Genomic DNA, 19943 nt, shown 5'->3' with positions numbered 1-19943 from the left:
CAAACACGTTTATTTGATCATCGGGTTAGCCGAGGTCTCACTGGCCGGAATGGGGAACAGGGCGACCTGTCCCGGCTTTGGATCGGGATGCAGCGATGGATAATATCCCTTCGCTCTCCATCTCAGCATGTCGATGTTGTTCACTTCTTCCCCGGCCATCTCCACCGCCTTTTCATGCATCACCGCTTGTATGGCGTTATCGTGGTTGGTCAGCGTCACCGGCGGCATATTCACGCTCGGCCGGCTACGCACCTGGTTGATATAGATGGCTGCCTGCGCGGGAGTTCCTACCTCGGCCTCGCATTCCGCCAGCATCAGCAACACTTCCGCATAGCGCATGATCCGGAAATTTAGCCCGTCGGGATGAAACCCGTCGTTGGTCCAGTCGAGTACAGAATATTTTCGGTAAACTCTCCTTTGGATGGTCCCGTTATGGTTGCTGGGCGCCACGTTCATGCCACTTTCCGTCAGCGGCGTGCCGGCCTGCGTCCCGGCAAAGGTCAGGATATTGTCACCGGACTCGTAAAAAGTGAATTTATACCGTGGATCACCCGCCTCGAATTCATTGAGTATCGCATTGGAAGGGACCACATTACCCCATACGATGCCATACTCCTGGCTGCGCATGACGCTTTCATCGGCCGTCGCACCCTCACCCGTATAGCCCCAGTTGAAATTATCGTCACCCTTGTCGATGAAGACTATTTCAAAAATGGACTCCGCGTTGAATTCATGGCCGGTCGCAAGGGTATTGGACGCCAGCTTGACATCGCCATCGAAATTGTACAGGAAATTACTCATCAGCGAATATTTTCCATACACCTTCAACAACGCGGCCTTCGCACCCGCATAATCGCCCTTCTGCATGAGCACCTTGCCCAGCAGGAAATTGGCCGCATCCATGGTGGCCCGGCCATCGGTGGAATGCGTGTTGGGCAGTTTGGCAGCGGCGTCGGTGAGGTCGCTGATGATCTGCGTATATACGTCGGCGGCCGGTGTCTTGCCTTTGTAGCCTGTTACCGACGTAACCGGTACGGTATAAAGCGGTACATCACCCCACATCGTGACCAGTTCGAAATAAGCCCATGCCCGCAGGAATTCGGCTTCCCCGACGATCACAGCCGCCGAGGCAGGATCGTCCTTGACACCGGGAGCCTTTGAAATGACGAGGTTCGCCCGGTTGATCATTTCATAAGTCCCCGTCCAGACACTGGTCATGACGGCGTTCGACGGAGAAGGCGAAGGCTGCGTCAACAGCTCGGCCCTCGGCGCCTCGAGCTGCGCGCCGCCCGAACCGGTCTCACCCCCCCGCATATCGTGGGTGAAGAACCATTCGCGACCGGCGAGGTTCGCGCTGTGCAGGCTCGAATACACGGCATCCACTCCATTACGGAGCTCGGCGGCCGTCTTAAAATAACTGTCCGTAGTAGGATTGTTCTGATCGGAGTAGTTCAATTTTTTATTGCAGGCGATCACGGCGGCAGTACCAAGGATAGTTACCGCCAGCGATATTTTAATAATTTGATTCATATAATTGTATTTTCAAGGTTTATTTTTTTAAAAATTGGCCTGGATACCGACCTGGTAGGCGTGAGGCTGCGGATACACGGCCGCATCGATCCCATTGGTCAGCGAGGAACTGTTGACCTGCCGGTTGCCCACTTCCGGATCGAAGCCCGAATATTTCGTAATGGTCAGGACATTTTGCGCGGAGAAATAGATCCTGAAGCTCCTCACGACGCCATTTGTCATCGTCTGCAATCGCTTGTCCGGGATCGTATAGCCGATCATGACATTCTTGAGCCGGAGATAGGAGCCGTCCTCTATGAATCGGTTAGAGGGCCGGGCATTCTGGTTGGGATCCGAAGAGATGGCGCGGGGTACGCTGGTATTGGTATGGGTGGGCGTCCAGGCGTCCAGCACCTTCGTGCTTGCATTGAAGAAGCGGATCATGCCTTCCGAGATGGTACGCGTGGCATTGAAGATCTTATTACCCTGCACGCCCTGCCAGAAGGTGGATACGTCGAAATTCTTATAGCTCGCACCTAAGTTGATGGAATAAGTAAACGTCGGTATGTAGCTGCCGAGGAAGACCCGGTCGTTGTTGTCGATGACACCGTTGCCATCGACGTCTTTGAATTTAAGGTCGCCAGGTCCGGTGCCTGCGGTTTGCGTAGCATGTTTACTTACATCCGTCGCGTCCTGGAAGATGCCTTCCGTCTGCCAGCCGTAGAACGACTGGATCGGATGGCCAACCGCCGTATTGGTGACGTTATACCCTTCGCTGAGATCAGCATCCGCGCCCGCTTCTAAATTCTTGACGCCGGGAGCCAGCTTGGTCACGTTGTTCGTGATAAAGCTGATGAGGCCGCTGGCATTCCACCGGAATTCGCCTGTCCGCTTGGTATAGCCCAGCTGCAGCTCGAAGCCGTTATTGGTCATGGAGGCAATGTTCTGCGGGACGGTATTCACCAGGTAACCCGCGGAGGGAAACACAGGAACGGCCAGGATCAGGTTGTCTGTCGTCCGCCGGAAATATTCGGCAGACAAAGTAATGGTATTGTTCAACAAGCCCATGTCCAGGCCAAAATTCAGCGATTTGGTCGTCTCCCACTCGAGGCTTGCATTACCAAGGGCTTGAATGGAAGATGCAGGGCCGCTTGTAAAGACATTGCCGAAAGGATAGTAAGCGCTGCTGGCGTTGACGACTTGCTGCCAGGGATTAAATCCTAAAGCAAAGCCATTCAGCCCGGTGAGCCCGTAACCCGCCCTTACCTTCAGCTCGGAGATCTCCGTTAGGCTCTTCATGAAATCTTCTTGGTCGATCCGCCAGCCGACGCTGCCGGAAGGAAAGACCTTCCATTTCTTTCCCGGAGCCCATATCGAGAGACCATCCTGGCGAATAGCGCCACTCAGCAGGTATTTGCCCTTGTAGTCATAGCTCAGCCGGCCTACATAGGAGATCAGGTTCCCTTCGTACTTCAATGTCTGAACCGACACATTGGTGGCGTTATTCAGGACCTGGATATTGTTGGACGCCTGGTTGCCGCTCGCATTCTCATTGCGGATCTTTTGCTGAAGGTACTCGTATACGGCGATAGCGTTAAAATGGTGGTTGCCAAATGTCCGGTCGAATGTCAGCTGTTGCGTATAGAGCTTTACCGTGGAGACGGAGCGATTGTTCGTGACGCCCGCCAGGATGGCGCTGCTACCCGCGACAGTTCCGCTGTCGTTGAAGATCGGCGAGAAGCGGTAGTCCAGTCCGTTGGCATAGTCGATGCCGATGGTCGAGCGGAACTTCAACCACTTGGTGAAGCTCACTTCTGCATAAGCCGAACCCAGGATCTTCAGAGTCGACCGGGTGCCCGGATTCTTCACCGTTGCATCTTCTATGGGATTGGTCGGGTCGCCGCCATCCAGCACGGAGTTGACACCACGGAACCCGTCGGTCGTGGTAGGATCGTACACCGGCATATGCGGCATGATCCGGATGACATTGATCAGGTTGGATCTCGACCCGGCCTCGTTGTTGTCATAGGCCTGCTCGCCGTCGGCGAGGTACAGGTTCTCCCCAAAGGTGAACACCTTGCTGATGTTATGCTCCGAATTGATCCGGAAATTATACCGCTTATAGCCGACCGTCGGGGCGATCCCCGTTTGATCGAAATAGCCGGCCGAAGCGTAGAAACGCGAAACATCGTTGCCGCCGCTGAGCCCGATATTGTGCTGGGTCATCACCCCGCTCTTGAAATAGGCGTCCTGCCAGTTGGTATTGGTCTGGCCATACGTCTGGGTAGTGCCCTGGTAGATCGGTGTATTGACCCAGGGCGCCATCAGCCGGGCGACATTACTGCCCCTGTAAGCGATGGCATACTGCTGGAATTGCGCCGTGTTCAGCAGGCTCAGCCGCTTGGTCACGTCCTGTGTCCCCACATAGGAGTCGAGACTGACGCGGATCTTGCCGCTTCTCTGTCCTTTCTTGGTCGTGATCATGATGACCCCATTGGTAGCCCTCGATCCATAAATAGCCGCCGCGGAGGCATCTTTGAGCACATCCACGTTTTCGATATCCCTTGTATCGATGGTAGACAGATCTCCTGTCGGCAGACCATCGATCACATACAAAGGATTGGGCGCATAGGAGATCGAGCTGATGCCCCGTATGCGAACGATCGGGTCCGTGCCGGGGCTGCCGTTGTTGGTCACCTGGAGCCCGGTGACCCTTCCCTGTAACGCCTGCGCCACGCTGGCTACGGGCAATTCTTTTACCGTCTTGCTGTTGACGCTCGAAATGGCCCCTGTCACCGATGCGCGCTTTTGTGTACCATACCCTATTACAATTACTTCTTCGACGGCGCTCAACTTTGGTTGAAGCTGTACCGTCAAGTGGTCGGTGGTCGCGCTCACTTTTGTGGATGCCGCCTGAAAGCCGACCATCGAGAACTCCAATGTCTCGCCGGGTTTTGCGTCAATGGAAAACTCGCCTGCGGCGTTGGTCGTAGTGCCCCGCGTAGTACCTTTTATACCGACGGATGCCCCAACTAGCGGCGCACCACCGGCATCAACAAGCTTGCCTTTGATAGGAGTCTGTGCGAGCAAGCTGGATGAAAAGAAAAGAAATACCAGGAACAAAGTGCCCTTTGCAATTCGTAGAATGGCAGTTTTAGAATTTCTCATAAGCAAACAATTGATGATTAATGGCAATTTTTTAGAATAAGTCTCGGAGTAAAAGTAGAAAAAAAGGGAAATTACAACCGATTGCATAAAAATTGTAACCTCGCCGTTTTTCGTTTAAATTATTATTTTAATAACTATATTGGCAATTAATTTTTAATTTCTTATGCTTGCTAAACGATGCAAAAAAATCTCAACCGATGAAAACATATATCAAAATCTTATCAAATTTTGATCGTTTTCCGGTATTCCACTGGCGTGACACTGAAATGCCTTATGAATGCCTTGCCGAAATTGCTCCTCGAATGGAATCCCACCAATTTGGCGATCTCGAGAACCTTCTTGTTGCCGCTGGTCAGCAACTCGGCAGCCTTATTGAGCCTGATGGTGTTCACCAGTTCGTTGGGGGTAAGATGAGAGATGCACTTGATCTTCCGATATAGCGTAGGCCGGCTCATATTCATCAGCTGCGCCAGCGTGTCGACATTAAGGCCGGTGTCAGGCAGATGCTCCACGATAAAGCTGTTCAACCTGTTCAAAAACGCCTCATTGTCTCCGGAGCAGGCAATCGGATGCTTGAAAAGGCGGGACTGACTAAAGTAGCTCTCTATGCGATGCCGGTTGGCGAAAAGATTTCTGATCTGCGCCCGCAGATAGCTTCGGGACAACGGCATTTCCATCCACGCATCCGCCCCGGATTCCAGGCAGCCAATGCGCACTTCGGGGCTATTCGCCGCTATCAGCAGGATCACGGGGAGATGTGCAAACCGGGGTGTGGATTTCAGGCGGGAACATAGCTGGACCCCACCCTGGGGACCTCCTGTTTCTCCTTTGATGATGATCATTTGGATCGCGTGATTTTCCAGCGTCATTAACAGATGCCGCTCGGTCCTCACCGGGAAGAGATGGCAAACGTCGCCCAGGTATCGGGCGAACTGGTCCACTTCTGACTTATTACAGTAGACTAATAAGACATTTTGGGCGGCTGTCAATCCTGTGCAAGGATTGACATCATCTATTTTTTCGGAAATGGCAGTTGCAATCATAATCTATACAAATCTATAATCAACAGCCTCTTACATATGTACTATTTGTCGAAATGTGTAGCACAATTGTTGAATTTCAGTATTATCGACTATATTGTCAGGATGAGAGGGTTGTGGCGATAAAGAATAACATATTACTCCTAATTTTCATGCGGCTGGCTATAGCCGGTATAGCTCAGCCCGCACATATCAACTTTACGTCATTGACGTCAAAGGATGGACTGCTTTCCAATACGGTAAATGCCATCGTGAAAGACAGGTATGGATTGATGTGGTTTGCCACGGATGATGGCCTCAACAAGTTCGACGGGACAAATTTCACCGTCTATCGTCACATCCCCGGCGATAACCAAAGTCTTCGCGCCAATGAGGTACTCGCCCTGCACGAGGACAGCAGAGGTAATCTGTGGATAGGCACCAGTGGCGGCGCGGTGAGTTTATACGACCGGAAAAAGGACAGGTTCGTCCATTTCCCGGGCCCGGGCGACACATCCGGGCTGGTACCCAATGCCGTCGTCCGGGGTATTTGCAGCGATCATGAAGGGAAGGTCTGGATAGCACAGTTCGAGTCTCCTTACATGCTTGATCCGGATTCAGGGAAGCTAACCAAAATGGCTCTGGGATACGAGCCTGGCGGGGCATCGCCCGGGATGAGCCTGGAATGCATTTTTGCAGATAGCAGGGGAAGGATATGGGTAGGCACGGACAACGGGTTGTTCCTGTATAAGCCGGCCACGCATTCGTTCAGACGGTTTGGGCATGCCCTTTCCGACAAGGAAAGCCTTGTGGACAATCATGTCAAAGTCCTGGGGGAAGATCGATCGGGACATCTTTGGGTGGGCACTGTGCACGGCCTGTGTATGATGCGTTCGGACAAGGGCGCCTTTGTCCCGTATAGCGTGATGGACCCGGCCAACAAGGTGTTGGGTGAAAAGACTATCAATGCCATCGTACCGGACAGCGATGGTAAATTATGGATCGGCACCATGGAGGGTCTCCATGTCCTGGACCCGAAGGCCGGGCGGGCCGTCACCTATCTGCCGGATGGCAATGTACATGGGCTGACAAGCAAAGCCATCAAAAGTATCTATATCGATAAGGAGGATATTTATTGGGTGGGCACTTACCGCGGCGGCATCGATAAATACGATAAGAACCTCAACCTGTTTGACATAAAGCCGAGTGACGCCTTTCCCGACAGTGAAGCAAAACGATCTGTCGTAACATCGTTTGCCGAACGAGGGGATGGTAGGATATGGGTGGGGATGGACGATGCCGGCCTCTACAGCTTCGACAGGGCGACAGACGAATTGAAGCCGGTGCGTTTAGGGGTGGATAGCAAGGAAAAGGACTTGATGGCCGTGCTCGCTTTGAAGCTTGCCCGAAATGGCCGGCTGTATATCGGGACACTCGGGGCCGGGCTGGTCGTGATGGATACAGCGACAGGAAGGATCAGGCACATAACAATGGGGCCCGGGCAGGCGAATCCGAGTGAAAATGAGGTTTACAGTATCCTGGAAGACAGTAAAGGGCGCATCTGGGTGGGCACTAACGGGCAAGGAGTGAGTTTGGTGGTGAATAACAGGGTGATTGCAAGATATACACCGGCGCCGGCGGCCCCGACCGATATTCTGTTGCCGGTGAATGGCTATATAAGGGCTCTGGAAGAAGACCGTGATGGCAATATCTGGATCGGCACTCATGGCGGGGGACTAGCCATTCTCGGGCCCCGGGACAACCATTTTACGTTGTATAGCCAAAGCAACAGCCGGTTGCCGTTTGATAAAGTACACGCATTGCTGTGCGATAGCCGCGGCCGGATGTGGGTAGGCACCTATGGCGGAGGACTGGGCGTATTCGACAGGAAAAGCGGCCAATTCATCAATTACACCGAGAAGGACGGTCTCCCGAATACGACGATCTACCAGATAGTCGAGGATACGCAGGGACACATCTGGGTCAGCACCAATACAGGCATAAGCAGTTTTAGCCCGGAGACAAAAACCTTTCGAAATTTCAACTATCTCAACGGCCTGCAGAATAACAATTTCGTACACGGGTCGGGCATCCGCTTATCAGACGGCGCCTTGCTATTCGGGGGCCAGCAGGGCTTCAATTATTTCTACCCTTCCCGTCTCACGATCAACAGGAATGCACCGGCCGTTGTACTGACAGACCTGCAAATAGCCAACAAGTCTGTCCAGGCAGGACCAGCATCTCCTATCAGCGACCAGATCTCCGTCGCCGACACGATAAGGCTTGAATACAAACAAAACTTTGCACTGAGCTTTGTAGCCCTCAACTACACCCTTCCAAAGCAGAATCAGTATGCGTATAAGCTGGAAGGAGTCGATAAGGAATGGAACACCGGCGCCATGAACACTGCCAGGTATACCAATCTCGATCCCGGCGAATATGTATTCCGCGTGAAGGCGATCAACAACGACGGCGTGTGGAGCACGGAAGAAAGGTTGATAACCATCTTTGTAAAGCCCCCCTTCTGGCGCACCGTTTACGCCTATATTTTTTATGTGCTGGCGGCCGGCGGGCTTTTACTCTACAGCCGGTATCGCGGGCTTTCGAGGGTGAGGAAGAAATTCCAGCTGGAGCGCGAACGCGCGGAGGTAAGGCGGGCACAGGAGCTTGACCGCATGAAGCTTAAATTCCTTACCAATCTGAGTCATGAATTCAGAACTCCCATCTCCCTCATCATGGGGCCCGTCAACGAGCTGCTGTCCGAACAGCAGGGGAAGAGATCGAGTGATAAGCTGTATATGATCCGCCGGAATGCCAGAAGATTGCTCAATCTCGTCAACCAGTTGCTCGACTTCAGGAAGATGGAAGTGCAGGAGCTCAGCCTGCTGCTGACGGAGGGGGAACTGGTAGCTTTTGTAAAAGACACAGTCCATTCTTTTACCGATCTGTCCGGAAGAAAACATATCCAGCTGAATTTTACCAGCAATATCCCTAGCCTGCATGTGTTGTTCGACCACGATAAAATGGAACGCATTCTCTTCAACCTTCTTTCCAACGCTTTTAAGTTCACCCTGGAAGAGGGAAGCATCTCTGTCCTGATGGATGCCCCCGACGAGCCGGATGAAGCCGGGAAAAAGCGCATTGCCATCCGCGTGATCGACACCGGCATCGGGATACCGCCTGATAAGCTGCAACAGATATTTGACAGGTTCTTTCAGCATGCATCCGGAGACGCTATTCTCAACCAGGGTACGGGTATCGGGCTGTCCATCACAAAAGAGTTCGTGCGGTTGCACGGCGGCACCATCGAGGTGGAAAGCGAGCCGGACCATGGAAGCGTTTTTACGATCTGCCTTCCCCTCCAGGTAGTGACGGACCGCCAAACTGCCATTTCCTCACGCCCCCAAACGGAGCAGGAAACTCCGACGGCAAATGAAGAGCCTGCTGTCATCTCCGAAATGCCCACCGTCCTGCTGGTGGAGGATAACGAAGACTTCCGGTTCTACCTCAAGGACAACCTCCGGCAGAATTACAGGATCATCGAGGCAGCCAACGGTAATGAAGGCTGGCAGAAAGCATTAGCCGCCCACCCGCAGCTGATCGTCAGCGATATCAGCATGCCTCATATGGACGGCATCCTGCTTTCGAAGAAATTGAAGGCCGACAAGCGTACCTCCCATATACCCATCATATTGCTCACGGCGTTAACCGGGGACGCGCAGCAGTTGGAGGGGCTGGAAACAGGAGCCAACGACTATATCACTAAGCCTTTCAATTTTGAAGTACTGCATGCTAAGATGAGAAGCCTGCTCGAACTGGGGCGCAACCTGAAGAGTGCTTATACCCGGCAGATCAAAGTGCTTCAGCCCGAAGTAAGGGTACAAACAGAAGAGGAAAGATTGATGCAGGCCATTGTCCGCTGCCTCGAAGAGAATATCGCCAGTCCGGAGCTTTCCGTCGAATTCCTCAGCAGGCAGGTGGGTATGAGCAGGAGCTCGCTGTATAGCAAGATGCTGGAAATTACGGGGGAAACACCCGTGGAATATATCCGCTCTTTCAAATTGGCGAAGGCGGCCCAATTATTGGAAAAGAGCGACCTTAGTATTGCGGAGATAGCCTACCAAACAGGATTCTCTTCACCAAATTATTTCGCCAGGACCTTTAAGGTAAAATTTAACATCCAACCATCAGAATATATCGCGCAAAAGAGGGCCGCCAGATGACCCTTTTTTATCACAGCTGATGATAATAGCTCATTCTTTGCCGAAATAGCTTCGGCGGCAGTGTATTCCAGGAGTAAACTACTAAATTGGCCCATCCAGAAAGTTAGACCAAAATAACAATTGAGATGATAGCACGTTTAGCAGCCCTCTGCATCATGATGTCGACCGTATGCGGGTTCCGGGCCACTGCACAGGATAAGAATTCCGGCGAACCCCTCCTTATCAACGATTCCGGCTATTTTGAGAAACCCGGTGTCAATGTGATGGTGTTCAGCAGCCAATATAATGGTATGTTCTTCGATGAGAAGACGGCGGGCATCGAGATCATCCATCATGGTGTCAGGACCGCCACGGGCGGGGCCGTCAGGCTGGAGCCTACGCCGGAACAGTGGGACCTTATCCCCGTGCTGGAAAGCCGAAAGGTGGACCATGAGCACGGCGCCATCGAGGCCGGATTGACCTACAAGGAATACAATTTCCATTCGAAGGTACAGGTGACTGCTAAGGATAAAGGCGTCGAGATCAGCGTCTACCTCGATCAGCCGCTGCCCGAAAAGCTGGCGGGTAATGCCGGATTCAACCTGGAATTTCTGCCGGCCGCTTATTTTGAGAAGACCTATCTTGTCGATGGCAACCCTGGAAATTTCCCGCTATATCCATCCAGCAAAACGAGGATGGAGTCGGCGGACAAAAAAATTCCCCAATTTGCGGGTCACACCACTTTCGACGACCGGGGGCGGCATGAATTCATCATCCCTTCGCCGCTGGCCACCGGCCGGACTCTTGTGCTGGCGCCCGAAGACCCCGAGCGAAGAGTGCTTATCCGGAGCACGGATGCCGAGCTGCTATTATTCGACGGAAGGAACCTTGGCCAAAACGGCTGGTTCATCATACGCAGCCTGCTGCCGGCAGGGAAGACGGGAAAGGTGCTCAGCTGGTATGTAGAACCTAACGCGATCCCAGGCTGGAAGCGAAAGCCGGTCATCGGGTTCTCCCAGGTGGGCTACACGCCCGGGCAGGACAAAACGGCCGTCATCGAATTGGATAAAGCCGATGTGCCGCTGCCCGAAGCAGTGCTGTATCAGGTGACGGAAGATGGCAGGGAGGTAGAGAAGCTGCGGGCTCCGCTCCATCCCTGGGGCAGGTATCTTCGATACAATTACGAGGTCTTCGATTTCAGCGATGTAAAAGAACCCGGCGTCTATTTTTTACAATACGGTAACCAACGGACGAACAGCTTTCGGATCAGTCCCGATGTCTTTGTGGATATCTGGCATCCGACATTGGATGTGTGGTTCCCGGTACAGATGGACCACATGGAAGTGAATGAGGCTTACCGGGTATGGCATGGCGCGTCATTCCTGGACGACGCGTTGCAGGCGCCGGTGAATCATCAGCATTTTGACGGATATAGCATGGGACCATCCACCCAGACAAAATATAAGTCGCTCGAGCGCATCCCGGGCATGGCCGTCGGCGGCTGGTACGACGCCGGCGATTTCGATATCCAAACCGGATCGCATTGTGACGCCGTGCTGGCGCTGGTAGACGCCTGGGAAAAATTCAGGTTAGACCGTGACGAAACGTTTGTCGACTATCCGACAAGGTATGTAGACATCCATCGACCGGATGGGAAGCAGGATATCTTGCAACAGATAAAGCATGGAGTGCTTAACATGGTGGCCCAGGTGAAGAATATCGGCCACCCGGTGAGAGGGATCGTCGTGCCCAACCTGCACCAATATCACCATTTGGGCGATGGGTCGATGGAAACGGACAATCTGCCTTATAATCCGCGTCTTAAGCCCTATGAGACGGATGGAAGATCCAGCGGGACGATGGATGACAGGTGGGCCTTTACGGAAAGGACGGTATTCCTGGATTATTACACTGCTGCTGCCCTGGCTGCCGCGAGCCGTGCACTGAAAGGATTCGACGACACGCTCGCCGTACAATGCCTGTACTATGCCCGCAAGCTTTGGAACGAAGACGACAGTATGAGCAAGCAGGATACCTCCAGGTTCTCGATGATGTTCAGACGTAACCTAAAGACAACTGCCGCGCTGCAATTGTATATAACCACAAAGGAAGAGGGCTTTGGAAAGGAATTCCGTGAAGGCATCTGGCAATCGCTCGACCGAAACGTGCAATTCGGCATGGCGACGGCCCTTCAGGCATGTCCCTATATGGACCAGGCGTACAGGGACAGGCTTCGCCCCTATGTAACCAGGTTCAAAGGGGTGAGTGACGGCTATGCCCGCCAAAACCCTTATGGCGTGCCCATGGCCGCCGGCGGCTGGGGCGGGAATAGTGGTATTGTCAACTGGGCAATCACCTGCTATTATGCCCATCGGCAATTTCCGGATATCATGAGTGCGGCGTATGTCTACCGCGGCCTCGACTATCTTTTTGGCTGTCATCCCTATTCCAATATTTCGTTCGTATCGGCAGTGGGAACCCGTTCGAAGAAAATAACGTACGGCAACAACCGGGCTGATTTCAGCTATATCGCAGGCGGCGTCGTCCCCGGCATACTTATCCTGAAACCTGATTTTCCCGAGAACAAAGAGGACTGGCCTTTCTTCTGGGGGGAGAATGAGGTAACCGTAGGGATCTGCGCCAATTATATCCTTTTGTCGGCGGCCGTGAATGCCCTCCAGCTAGGTGATGCATCCGCAAACAGATGATCCATACCTATGGGAAGTATAAAATTCCTTTAATATGAAAAAACCGATGTTGACCGCGTTATCTCACTATGGGCCGGTTTCAGAGCCCGTTAAAATAAACGACAACAAACTGCAGTACGCATTTCCACCGCATTTATTCACGCAAATAAAAGTAACCATAAACAAAGCCCAATGATCAGTAGACTCAAGCAAATACTCCTGTTTTCCCTGGCTGCCCTGGCCGGTAATACCTGCATGTCCCAGGATATCAAGGAAGATTTCAAGCCATCCGTTTTGAACCAGCCGGGGCAACCCTACCCACAGGTGAACTCGCAGGGTTATGCCCGGTTCAGGATACTGGCGCCAAGGGCAGACAGTGTCAGAGTGAGCTTGGGGTTAGGGGGCAAGGGTGGTACACTGCTTACAAAAGGGGAGGACGGATTTTTTACAGGCACCACAGCAGGGCAGATGGATGAAGGTTTTCACTATTACCACGTTACCATTGACGGCGGTGTATTCAACGATCCCGGCACCCTCAATTTCTATGGTTCGGTTCGCTGGGAGAGCGGCATTGAAATACCGGCACACGACCAGGATTTTTATGCCTTGAAAGATGTGCCGCACGGGAATGTGGTCCAGGTGCTTTTCCCTTCCAAAAGCACCAATACATCCCGCAGGGCATTTGTGTATACGCCGCCGGGTTACAGCAAAGATGCCAACAAGCGTTATCCGGTGTTATACCTGCAACATGGATGGGGTGAAGATGAAACTGCATGGAGCAACCAGGGCCATGCCAACCTGATCATGGATAACCTCATCGCCGACGCAAAGATCAAGCCGTTCATCATTGTAATGACCTATGGCATAACAAACGAAGTAAGATTCGGCCACATGCGGGAATTTAAAATTGACACGTTTCAAACAGTACTGACAGAAGAACTGATCCCTTATATAGACGCTCATTTCCGCACATTGGCCAACCGGGAAAACAGGGCGATGGCAGGGCTTTCAATGGGCGGCATGGAAACGCACACGATAACGCTGAATAGACCGGAAGTTTTCTCACAGTATGCGTTGCTGAGCGGTGGCCTTTATACGCCGGAAGAACTGAAAGACAAAACAAAACCGAAACTGATCTTTATAAGTTGCGGCAGCCGCGAAAATCCCGACCGGGTCAAACAAGCAACAGACGCGCTAAAACAGGCTGGTTATAATGTAGTTTCTTTTGTGTCTGAAAACACAGCGCATGAGTTTCTTACCTGGAGGCGCAGCCTATACCAACTGGCGCCGCTGCTTTTTCAAAATTAATTTAACTATTCGTCAGCCCGGAGAGGGGTATAACTCTCGCATTTCAGGGGTAAAAAATGTTCACTTCGTCCAGGATGGCACAATATAACGATCTTCTGGTTTGTTTATCAAATATATAAGAAGGAACTGGATGCTTTCAGCAGAATGATTGGTGCGTATGAGTGGCGAAATGATGTAGGTTTCATCATTGCTTTCGTTGCAACGGCAATTATTGCCGTGTTGTCATACCGTTTTTTTGAGAAACCATTTTTACGGCTCAAAAGAAAATTTACATTAATTCTATCAAGAGACTAAAATGAGTAACAGGCATTCATTTATTTCGTTAATATTTATCATTGCCAGTCATACCTGTCTGGCGCAAACAGACTCTGCTTCTTTTAAGGTGGACTCCGCCCCTACGTTTCCCGATCCACCAGCCGGATTTGACGTCCAGCAGAGCAATATACCTCACGGAAAGTTGACACCCGTTCAATATGCTTCAAAAACTCTTGGAAAGCTTCGGCAAATGAGCGTGTATACGCCTCCAGGATACTCCTCCGCTACGAAATACCCCGTGCTTTATCTGTTGCACGGTTTAGGGGAAGACTATCGTCAATGGACTGAATGGTGCCAGGCTGATAACATTTTAGATAACCTGATTGCAGAAGGTAAAATTCAGCCTATAGTTATGGTTTTCCCAAACTGTGATTCAAAGCTGACAGTGACAGATACATCAAAAGCAAGCCGTTCAGGGAGAGCGGATGGTTTTGCAGGTTACGGAAAGCCATTCCAAGAGGATCTATTGAAAGATATAATTCCTTATATCGATTCACACTATTCCACATATAGTGATCGCGAACATCGCGCCATTGCCGGCTTATCAATGGGAGGGGGGCAATCGTTAAATATAGGTTTGTATAATCTGGGAATTTTTGCCTATATAGGAGGGTTTTCCTCGGCGCCTAATACAAACCAGTTCGGCGGTATATATACAAATGTGGAATTGGTTCCGGATATTAAAGCTGCCCGGGAAAAGATCAAATTACTATGGATAGCATGCGGCAATAAAGACGGACTTTGGGGCGTTAGTCAGCAGGTCCATCGGTTTCTCAGGGAAAAAGGCATTTCTCACGTTTGGAGCGTGGATACTCATGCGCACGATAACATCGAGTGGGATAATAACTTGTATTGGTTTTCCCAGCGTATTTTTAAAACCGACAAAACCAAATGACCTTAGATTATTTTATACTTTTTACCTGCGATTACTTTAAAAACATAAACATTTTTTTCAACCTGTTTGGCAGGTATATTTTCCCCATTTAATAATATTCCCACCGTTTTTTTAGTTCTTAAACGGCAAGTTTGCGTTATTCCGGAAATAAGCGTTGCATTACTTAGTTGTTGCTTGTCCCATTGTATATCAACAGTATAATTACCACGTCCCCTTAATCCTGTGACCCTGCCTTTTGGCCATTCAGCCGGGAGGGCAGGTAGCAACGAAATTTCTCCCGAGTGGCTTTGCATCAACATTTCGGCAATACCGGCGGTAATGCCTTGTATGCCCTGGTTGCCCTCAAAGGATGGAGTGATCCTGCTATCTTCGGCACGAGGATGTATGCTCACATCGGTAAGCATAAGAATTAGTATTTTATAGGCTGCTTCCGGTTCTTCCAACCGCGCGTGCTGATTGATCTTCCAGGCTCCCGACCAACCCATATTGATGTCTCCCCTGCGTTGTAATACAACCTTTACTGCCTGTGCTAATTCGGGAGTTTTACGTAAAGTAATAGCATCATCAGGATACGAGGCAAACAAATGGGATATATGGCGATGACTTGTATCATATTCTTTAACATCTTCCATCCATTCCTGCAACTGCCCAAATTTTCCAATTTTCAGCGGCGGTAATTTTTTATATGCGCTCTCCAGTTCACTACATAGATCATGATCTTTACCCAATATTGTTGCAGCTGCAATAGTGTGGCCAAACAGATTTCTTAACAATTCATTGTCCATTGTTGATCCCATGGTAACCGCGCCTATTTTTCCATCATCCGTCAAAAAATTGTTTTCCGGACTTGTAGATGGACAGGTTACCAGGTAACCGGTGGCAGAGTCGGTCATCAAATAATCTAAAAAAAATTCAGCCGAGCCTTTTAATAAAGGATAAATACTTTCCAGATATTTTTTATCAAGACCATATTGATAATGGTCATAAAGCTGCTGCATTAACCAGGCGCCTCCCATTGGCCATATGGAAGCCTCGCGGTTACGGTCGGTCGGTGCAGTGTTAAACCATATATCCGTACCGTGATGCGCCACCCAACCACGGCAATTATACAGTTCCTTAGCGGTGCGCCTTCCCGCTTGCGCCAACTGCTCGGTAAACAACAATAGCGATTGGTTGAGTCGTGCAAGGTTTGTGCTTTCAACTGGCCAGTAACACTCTTGTATATTAATATTCAGCGTCCATCTGCCCTGCCATCGTCCTTCCATATTATTCAGCCACATATTGTGGTTATTAAAAGCCAATGTCCCCTCACGGGCGCCGGCCAATAGTAAATACCTGCCGTATTGAAAATATTGAGCAATGTAGAGTGGATCTGCTTCGCCGGCTTTGATCTTTTCCATACGCTCGGTAGTAGTAAGCATTCCGGCAGCACCACCTCCGAGATCCAGTTGGCAACTGGCAAACAGCGGCATGTAATCATTCAAATGTCGTTGTTTTAACTCATTGTATTGATAGGTCGCAGCTTTCGTAATGTATTCATCACAACGTGCTTTTTCATCTGCCGAAACATCATTCCAGCTTTTCCAGCTGGTAGCGCCTGCCAATAGCAACGTTACCGAGTTAGCTTTATCAATTTTTATAATATTGCCTGTTCTTCCTTCTTCCTTTCCGTAAGTCACATTACCGCCATCAACTATTGACTTTAAGCGGGCCGACCATTTTAACGCCGCCGGAACCGGAGTAGCCGTATACCCATCACCTGTCAGTTCTGTGTTTATGCCATTCATAACCAGGTTGCCATTTATTATTTTCGTTTGAGCTGAAGGTTGCAAACTGCTCAAGCCTGTTTTTAAGCTAATACTGCCGGGCTTATCGGCTGTAACATGTATAACTATAACCTGATCAGGAAAGCTGGCAAAGATCTCGCGCTTAAAGTTAACGCCGTTTTCCCTATAAGTAATCGTTACCACGGCGCTATCCATACTCAGTTTTCTTTTGTAATGGTCAACCGCATTGGGTTGATCATCGTTAAAAGAAATATTTAGTATGCCCATGGGTTGATAGTGCTGCACATTGGGGGGCATACTATTCAATTGCATGGCTTCCTCGTTGGCCTTAACGTAATTTCTTTCAAGGATCAGTTTCCTTACGTTTGCCAAAATTTGAGGACCGTTTAAATTATTAGGATCGTAGGGACCTCCAGACCATAAAGTTTCATCATTAAAAACAATATCCTCTTCTGCTGTTTTCCCGCCGATCATAGCAGCGAACCGACCGGTTGCGATAGGTAAACCCTCCCAATATTTGGTAGCAGGTTTATCATACCACCAACACATTTCATTGGCGGCTGACTTTTTATGCTGGGCATAAGAAAATGCCGTGTCCATTGCCACCAGGTTACGGTCCAGGTTAATGGTACTACCGGGTTTAATGGAAAACGTTGCTGTTTTGTCGGCATAACGCACCTTAAGAGTTTTTCCCTTGATGCTATGGATATGTGCGGATACCAGCTTGCCATTTTTCCATTGCATGCTTACTTCATATCCGCCACGCGCACGCAAACCCGAGACAGACCCGTCCTTCCAATCGGTAGATAAGGCGGGCAATAAGCTTATCTCATCATCGTGGCTCTGTAGTAAAGATTCAGCAATAGCGGCAGTAAAACCAAAATTTGCGTCAGACTGATTTGACCTTTTATTGTGCAGATTCGGGCCTACATAGTTGTTGCTCAAAAATTTATTTGTTACTTCCGCAACTTTATCGCCCTGTTCCAAACGTGCCCAAACCGCTATATCCCATGACATGGGAAAGCCGCCAGGGGCCGGATGTTCATCCATCCATTTGTGAATAGCCTCTGCCAACTGAGGGTCACGGCGCAGCCTGATGGAACGGCCCGGATAAAATGTAAACAGCGGCGATACATTATGCCCGGCCGGAGCTTGTTTCCAGTCCTTTATCCATTCCTGTAAAAAACCCGAACTTCCTATTTGGTAGGGCGGTAATTTTGTCAAGGCCGTCTCCAGTTTTTTCCGAAAATCTTCATCGATGCCCAATTCTTTACTGGCTGCTATACAATGCGGAAACAACTCCCGGATAATAGCAATATCCATCGTTGGCGAGGGGGATAAGAAAGACAATTTTCCGCTGCTATCATAATAACCATGCTCTGGCGACATAGAAAAGGGGGTAACCAGCCAGCCATGTTCAGGATCAACAACCATTAATTCCAGCAGGAATTGCGCCGCGCCGCGGATAATTGGGTAATATTTCCTTAAAAAAGGCTTGTCGCCCGTAAATGCATAATGTTCCCACAGGTCCTGGCAAAGCCATGCGCCGCCCATCGGCCACATACCGAACCGGGCTGCATCCACAGGTGCTGTACCGAGCCACAGATCGGTATTATGATGTGCTACCCAACCACCATGGTTGTAGTATTTTTTGGCCGTTTCGGCGCCATTGATGGAAAGGTCCGTTAACAGGTCAAATAGTGGTTGATGGCATTCCGGCAGATTACAAACTTCGGTGGGCCAGTAATTCATTTCTAAATTAATGTTGATGGTGTATTTGCTGCCCCAGTTCGGGTAAATTTCCTCATCCCATATTCCCTGAAGATTCGCAGGCTGCCCGCCTGCCCGACTGCTTGATGCCAATAAATAACGGCCAAATTGAAACGCTAAAGCCTCTAAATTCGCATCTGCAACGGGGGAACGTGAAGTATCCACATTTGCCAACGCCGCATAGTCCTTGTCGGGCGACCTTCTCATCGCAGCAAGGCGTTCGTCTGTCGGCCTTCTGTTTAAGGAATTGTCACCGACATTCAAATGCACTCTGCCCATTAAACTACTAAAGTCTGTTATATGTCTTTGGCGTAATGACGCGTAGCTTTTGCCGGATACGGCATTTAATATTTTGGCGCATTTGGCGGCAGCATCGCCATCGATGTTTTTATAATTTACATAACTGGTCGCTATCGTAACTATAAATGTGACTTCGTTTGCTCCGTTAATGTTAAGGGTTGAATCAGTAACGGTAGCTTTTCCACCGTCTGCTCGTGGTTGCAATGCCGACTGAAAATGCATACCGGGACCTTCAACCGAAGCAATAAGCCAATTTTTTTTATTTCCGGGTTTCCATGTTCCATCCATTATCAATGAGACAGGGGTTGTAGTTATTTTATCGACATAAGGGCCGGTAAATTTTGCTCCAACTGAAACACTGCCTGGCTTATTTGCCGTTATATGTACTACCATCACGTGGTCAGGATATGACATAAAGACTTCACGTGAAAAGGTTACCTTGCCAACACGGTAATTTATTTTGACGATGCCGGTTTCCATATCAAGCTCACGGCGATAATCTTCCACCTTGTCCATCCCATCGAACAATAAAGACAGATCACCTATAGGCTGATAAGCTTGCTGCGCCGCGGGGATGCCAAGGAAATGCGCATCAACCAATTTTTCGGCATCCTGAAATTTTTCGTCAACAATGAGTCGGCGGATTTGAGCGAAATAATTGATCGCTTTCGAGTCATTATAATCATGCGGGCGGCCCGACCAAAAAGTGGATTCGTTTAATGCAATACGCTCCTGTGCGGCACCGCCAAACACCATTGCACCCATATAGCCGTTACCAATAGGCAAGGCCTCCAGCCACTTTTCAGCAGGCTTACGGTACCAGATCACCATGCTATCTTCCGGCTTGTTTAACAATGATTGCGACCAGCACATGCCGGATATGGAAAAGCTGAGAAATGCTGTTGTAATGAGCCTTGATCGCAAGATTGCCTGTAGTTTGTTCATAAGCGAAAGGCCATGCCTGTTAATTTTAAATTCATTTT

8 protein-coding genes are annotated in these 19943 nt (G+C 50.1%); 4 read left to right on the top strand and 4 right to left on the bottom strand.

Annotation, left to right across the window (positions count from 1 at the left end):
* Nucleotides 1-9: 9 nt before the first annotated feature.
* From IEY39_RS00645 to IEY39_RS00635, 3 genes are all read right to left on the bottom strand, one after another.
* Nucleotides 10-1530 carry a RagB/SusD family nutrient uptake outer membrane protein gene (locus IEY39_RS00645; RefSeq protein WP_188927500.1) on the bottom strand — a complete coding sequence of 507 codons (1521 nt, stop codon included), beginning with the start codon at nt 1528-1530 and terminating at the stop codon, nt 10-12.
* 27 nt (nt 1531-1557) lie between these two features.
* Nucleotides 1558-4677: a SusC/RagA family TonB-linked outer membrane protein gene (locus IEY39_RS00640; RefSeq protein ID WP_188927499.1), complete on the bottom strand. Its 3120-nt coding sequence runs from the start codon at nt 4675-4677 to the stop codon at nt 1558-1560.
* A 221-nt stretch (nt 4678-4898) separates the two neighbouring features.
* Nucleotides 4899-5720 carry a helix-turn-helix domain-containing protein gene (locus tag IEY39_RS00635; RefSeq protein ID WP_188927498.1) on the bottom strand — a complete coding sequence of 274 codons (822 nt, stop codon included), beginning with the start codon at nt 5718-5720 and terminating at the stop codon, nt 4899-4901.
* A 149-nt stretch (nt 5721-5869) separates the two neighbouring features.
* Here IEY39_RS00635 and IEY39_RS00630 point away from each other — a divergent pair, with 149 nt between their 5' ends.
* The 4 genes from IEY39_RS00630 (at nt 5870) to IEY39_RS00615 (ending at nt 15103) form a co-directional block, all read left to right on the top strand.
* Nucleotides 5870-9919: a hybrid sensor histidine kinase/response regulator transcription factor gene (locus IEY39_RS00630; protein ID WP_188927497.1), complete on the top strand. Its 4050-nt coding sequence runs from the start codon at nt 5870-5872 to the stop codon at nt 9917-9919.
* A gap of 125 nt (nt 9920-10044) precedes the next feature.
* Nucleotides 10045-12606 (top strand): glycoside hydrolase family 9 protein, encoded by a 2562-nt coding sequence (locus IEY39_RS00625; RefSeq protein ID WP_229688708.1) that lies wholly within the window; start codon nt 10045-10047, stop codon nt 12604-12606.
* A gap of 171 nt (nt 12607-12777) precedes the next feature.
* The gene (locus IEY39_RS00620) at nt 12778-13893 is read left to right on the top strand and encodes an alpha/beta hydrolase (RefSeq protein ID WP_188927496.1); all 1116 of its coding nucleotides are present in this window, start codon (nt 12778-12780) and stop codon (nt 13891-13893) included.
* Nucleotides 13894-14188: 295 nt separating this feature from the next.
* The gene (locus IEY39_RS00615; protein ID WP_188927494.1) at nt 14189-15103 is read left to right on the top strand and encodes an alpha/beta hydrolase; all 915 of its coding nucleotides are present in this window, start codon (nt 14189-14191) and stop codon (nt 15101-15103) included.
* 2 nt (nt 15104-15105) lie between these two features.
* Here the strand turns inward: IEY39_RS00615 and IEY39_RS00610 are convergent, their stop codons facing one another.
* Nucleotides 15106-19905: a glycoside hydrolase family 95 protein gene (locus tag IEY39_RS00610; protein WP_188927492.1), complete on the bottom strand. Its 4800-nt coding sequence runs from the start codon at nt 19903-19905 to the stop codon at nt 15106-15108.
* Between the last annotated feature and the right edge of the window lie 38 nt (nt 19906-19943).

Origin of the sequence: Puia dinghuensis (assembly GCF_014642875.1) — a bacterium.
In the GTDB taxonomy this organism is placed as follows: Bacteria; Bacteroidota; Bacteroidia; order Chitinophagales; family Chitinophagaceae; genus Puia; species Puia dinghuensis.
The sequence above is the reverse complement of the archived record's forward strand: the minus strand, read 5'-3'. Positions and strand labels throughout refer to the sequence as shown.

Coding starts and splice junctions, on each gene's coding strand:
- IEY39_RS00625 (WP_229688708.1), top strand. CDS start 10,045: ATGATAGCACGTTTAGCAGCCCTCTGCATCATGATGTCGACCGTATGC.
- IEY39_RS00615 (WP_188927494.1), top strand. CDS start 14,189: ATGAGTAACAGGCATTCATTTATTTCGTTAATATTTATCATTGCCAGT.
- IEY39_RS00630 (WP_188927497.1), top strand. CDS start 5,870: ATGCGGCTGGCTATAGCCGGTATAGCTCAGCCCGCACATATCAACTTT.
- IEY39_RS00635 (WP_188927498.1), bottom strand. CDS start 5,720: ATGATTGCAACTGCCATTTCCGAAAAAATAGATGATGTCAATCCTTGC.
- IEY39_RS00610 (WP_188927492.1), bottom strand. CDS start 19,905: ATGAACAAACTACAGGCAATCTTGCGATCAAGGCTCATTACAACAGCA.
- IEY39_RS00640 (WP_188927499.1), bottom strand. CDS start 4,677: ATGAGAAATTCTAAAACTGCCATTCTACGAATTGCAAAGGGCACTTTG.
- IEY39_RS00645 (WP_188927500.1), bottom strand. CDS start 1,530: ATGAATCAAATTATTAAAATATCGCTGGCGGTAACTATCCTTGGTACT.
- IEY39_RS00620 (WP_188927496.1), top strand. CDS start 12,778: ATGATCAGTAGACTCAAGCAAATACTCCTGTTTTCCCTGGCTGCCCTG.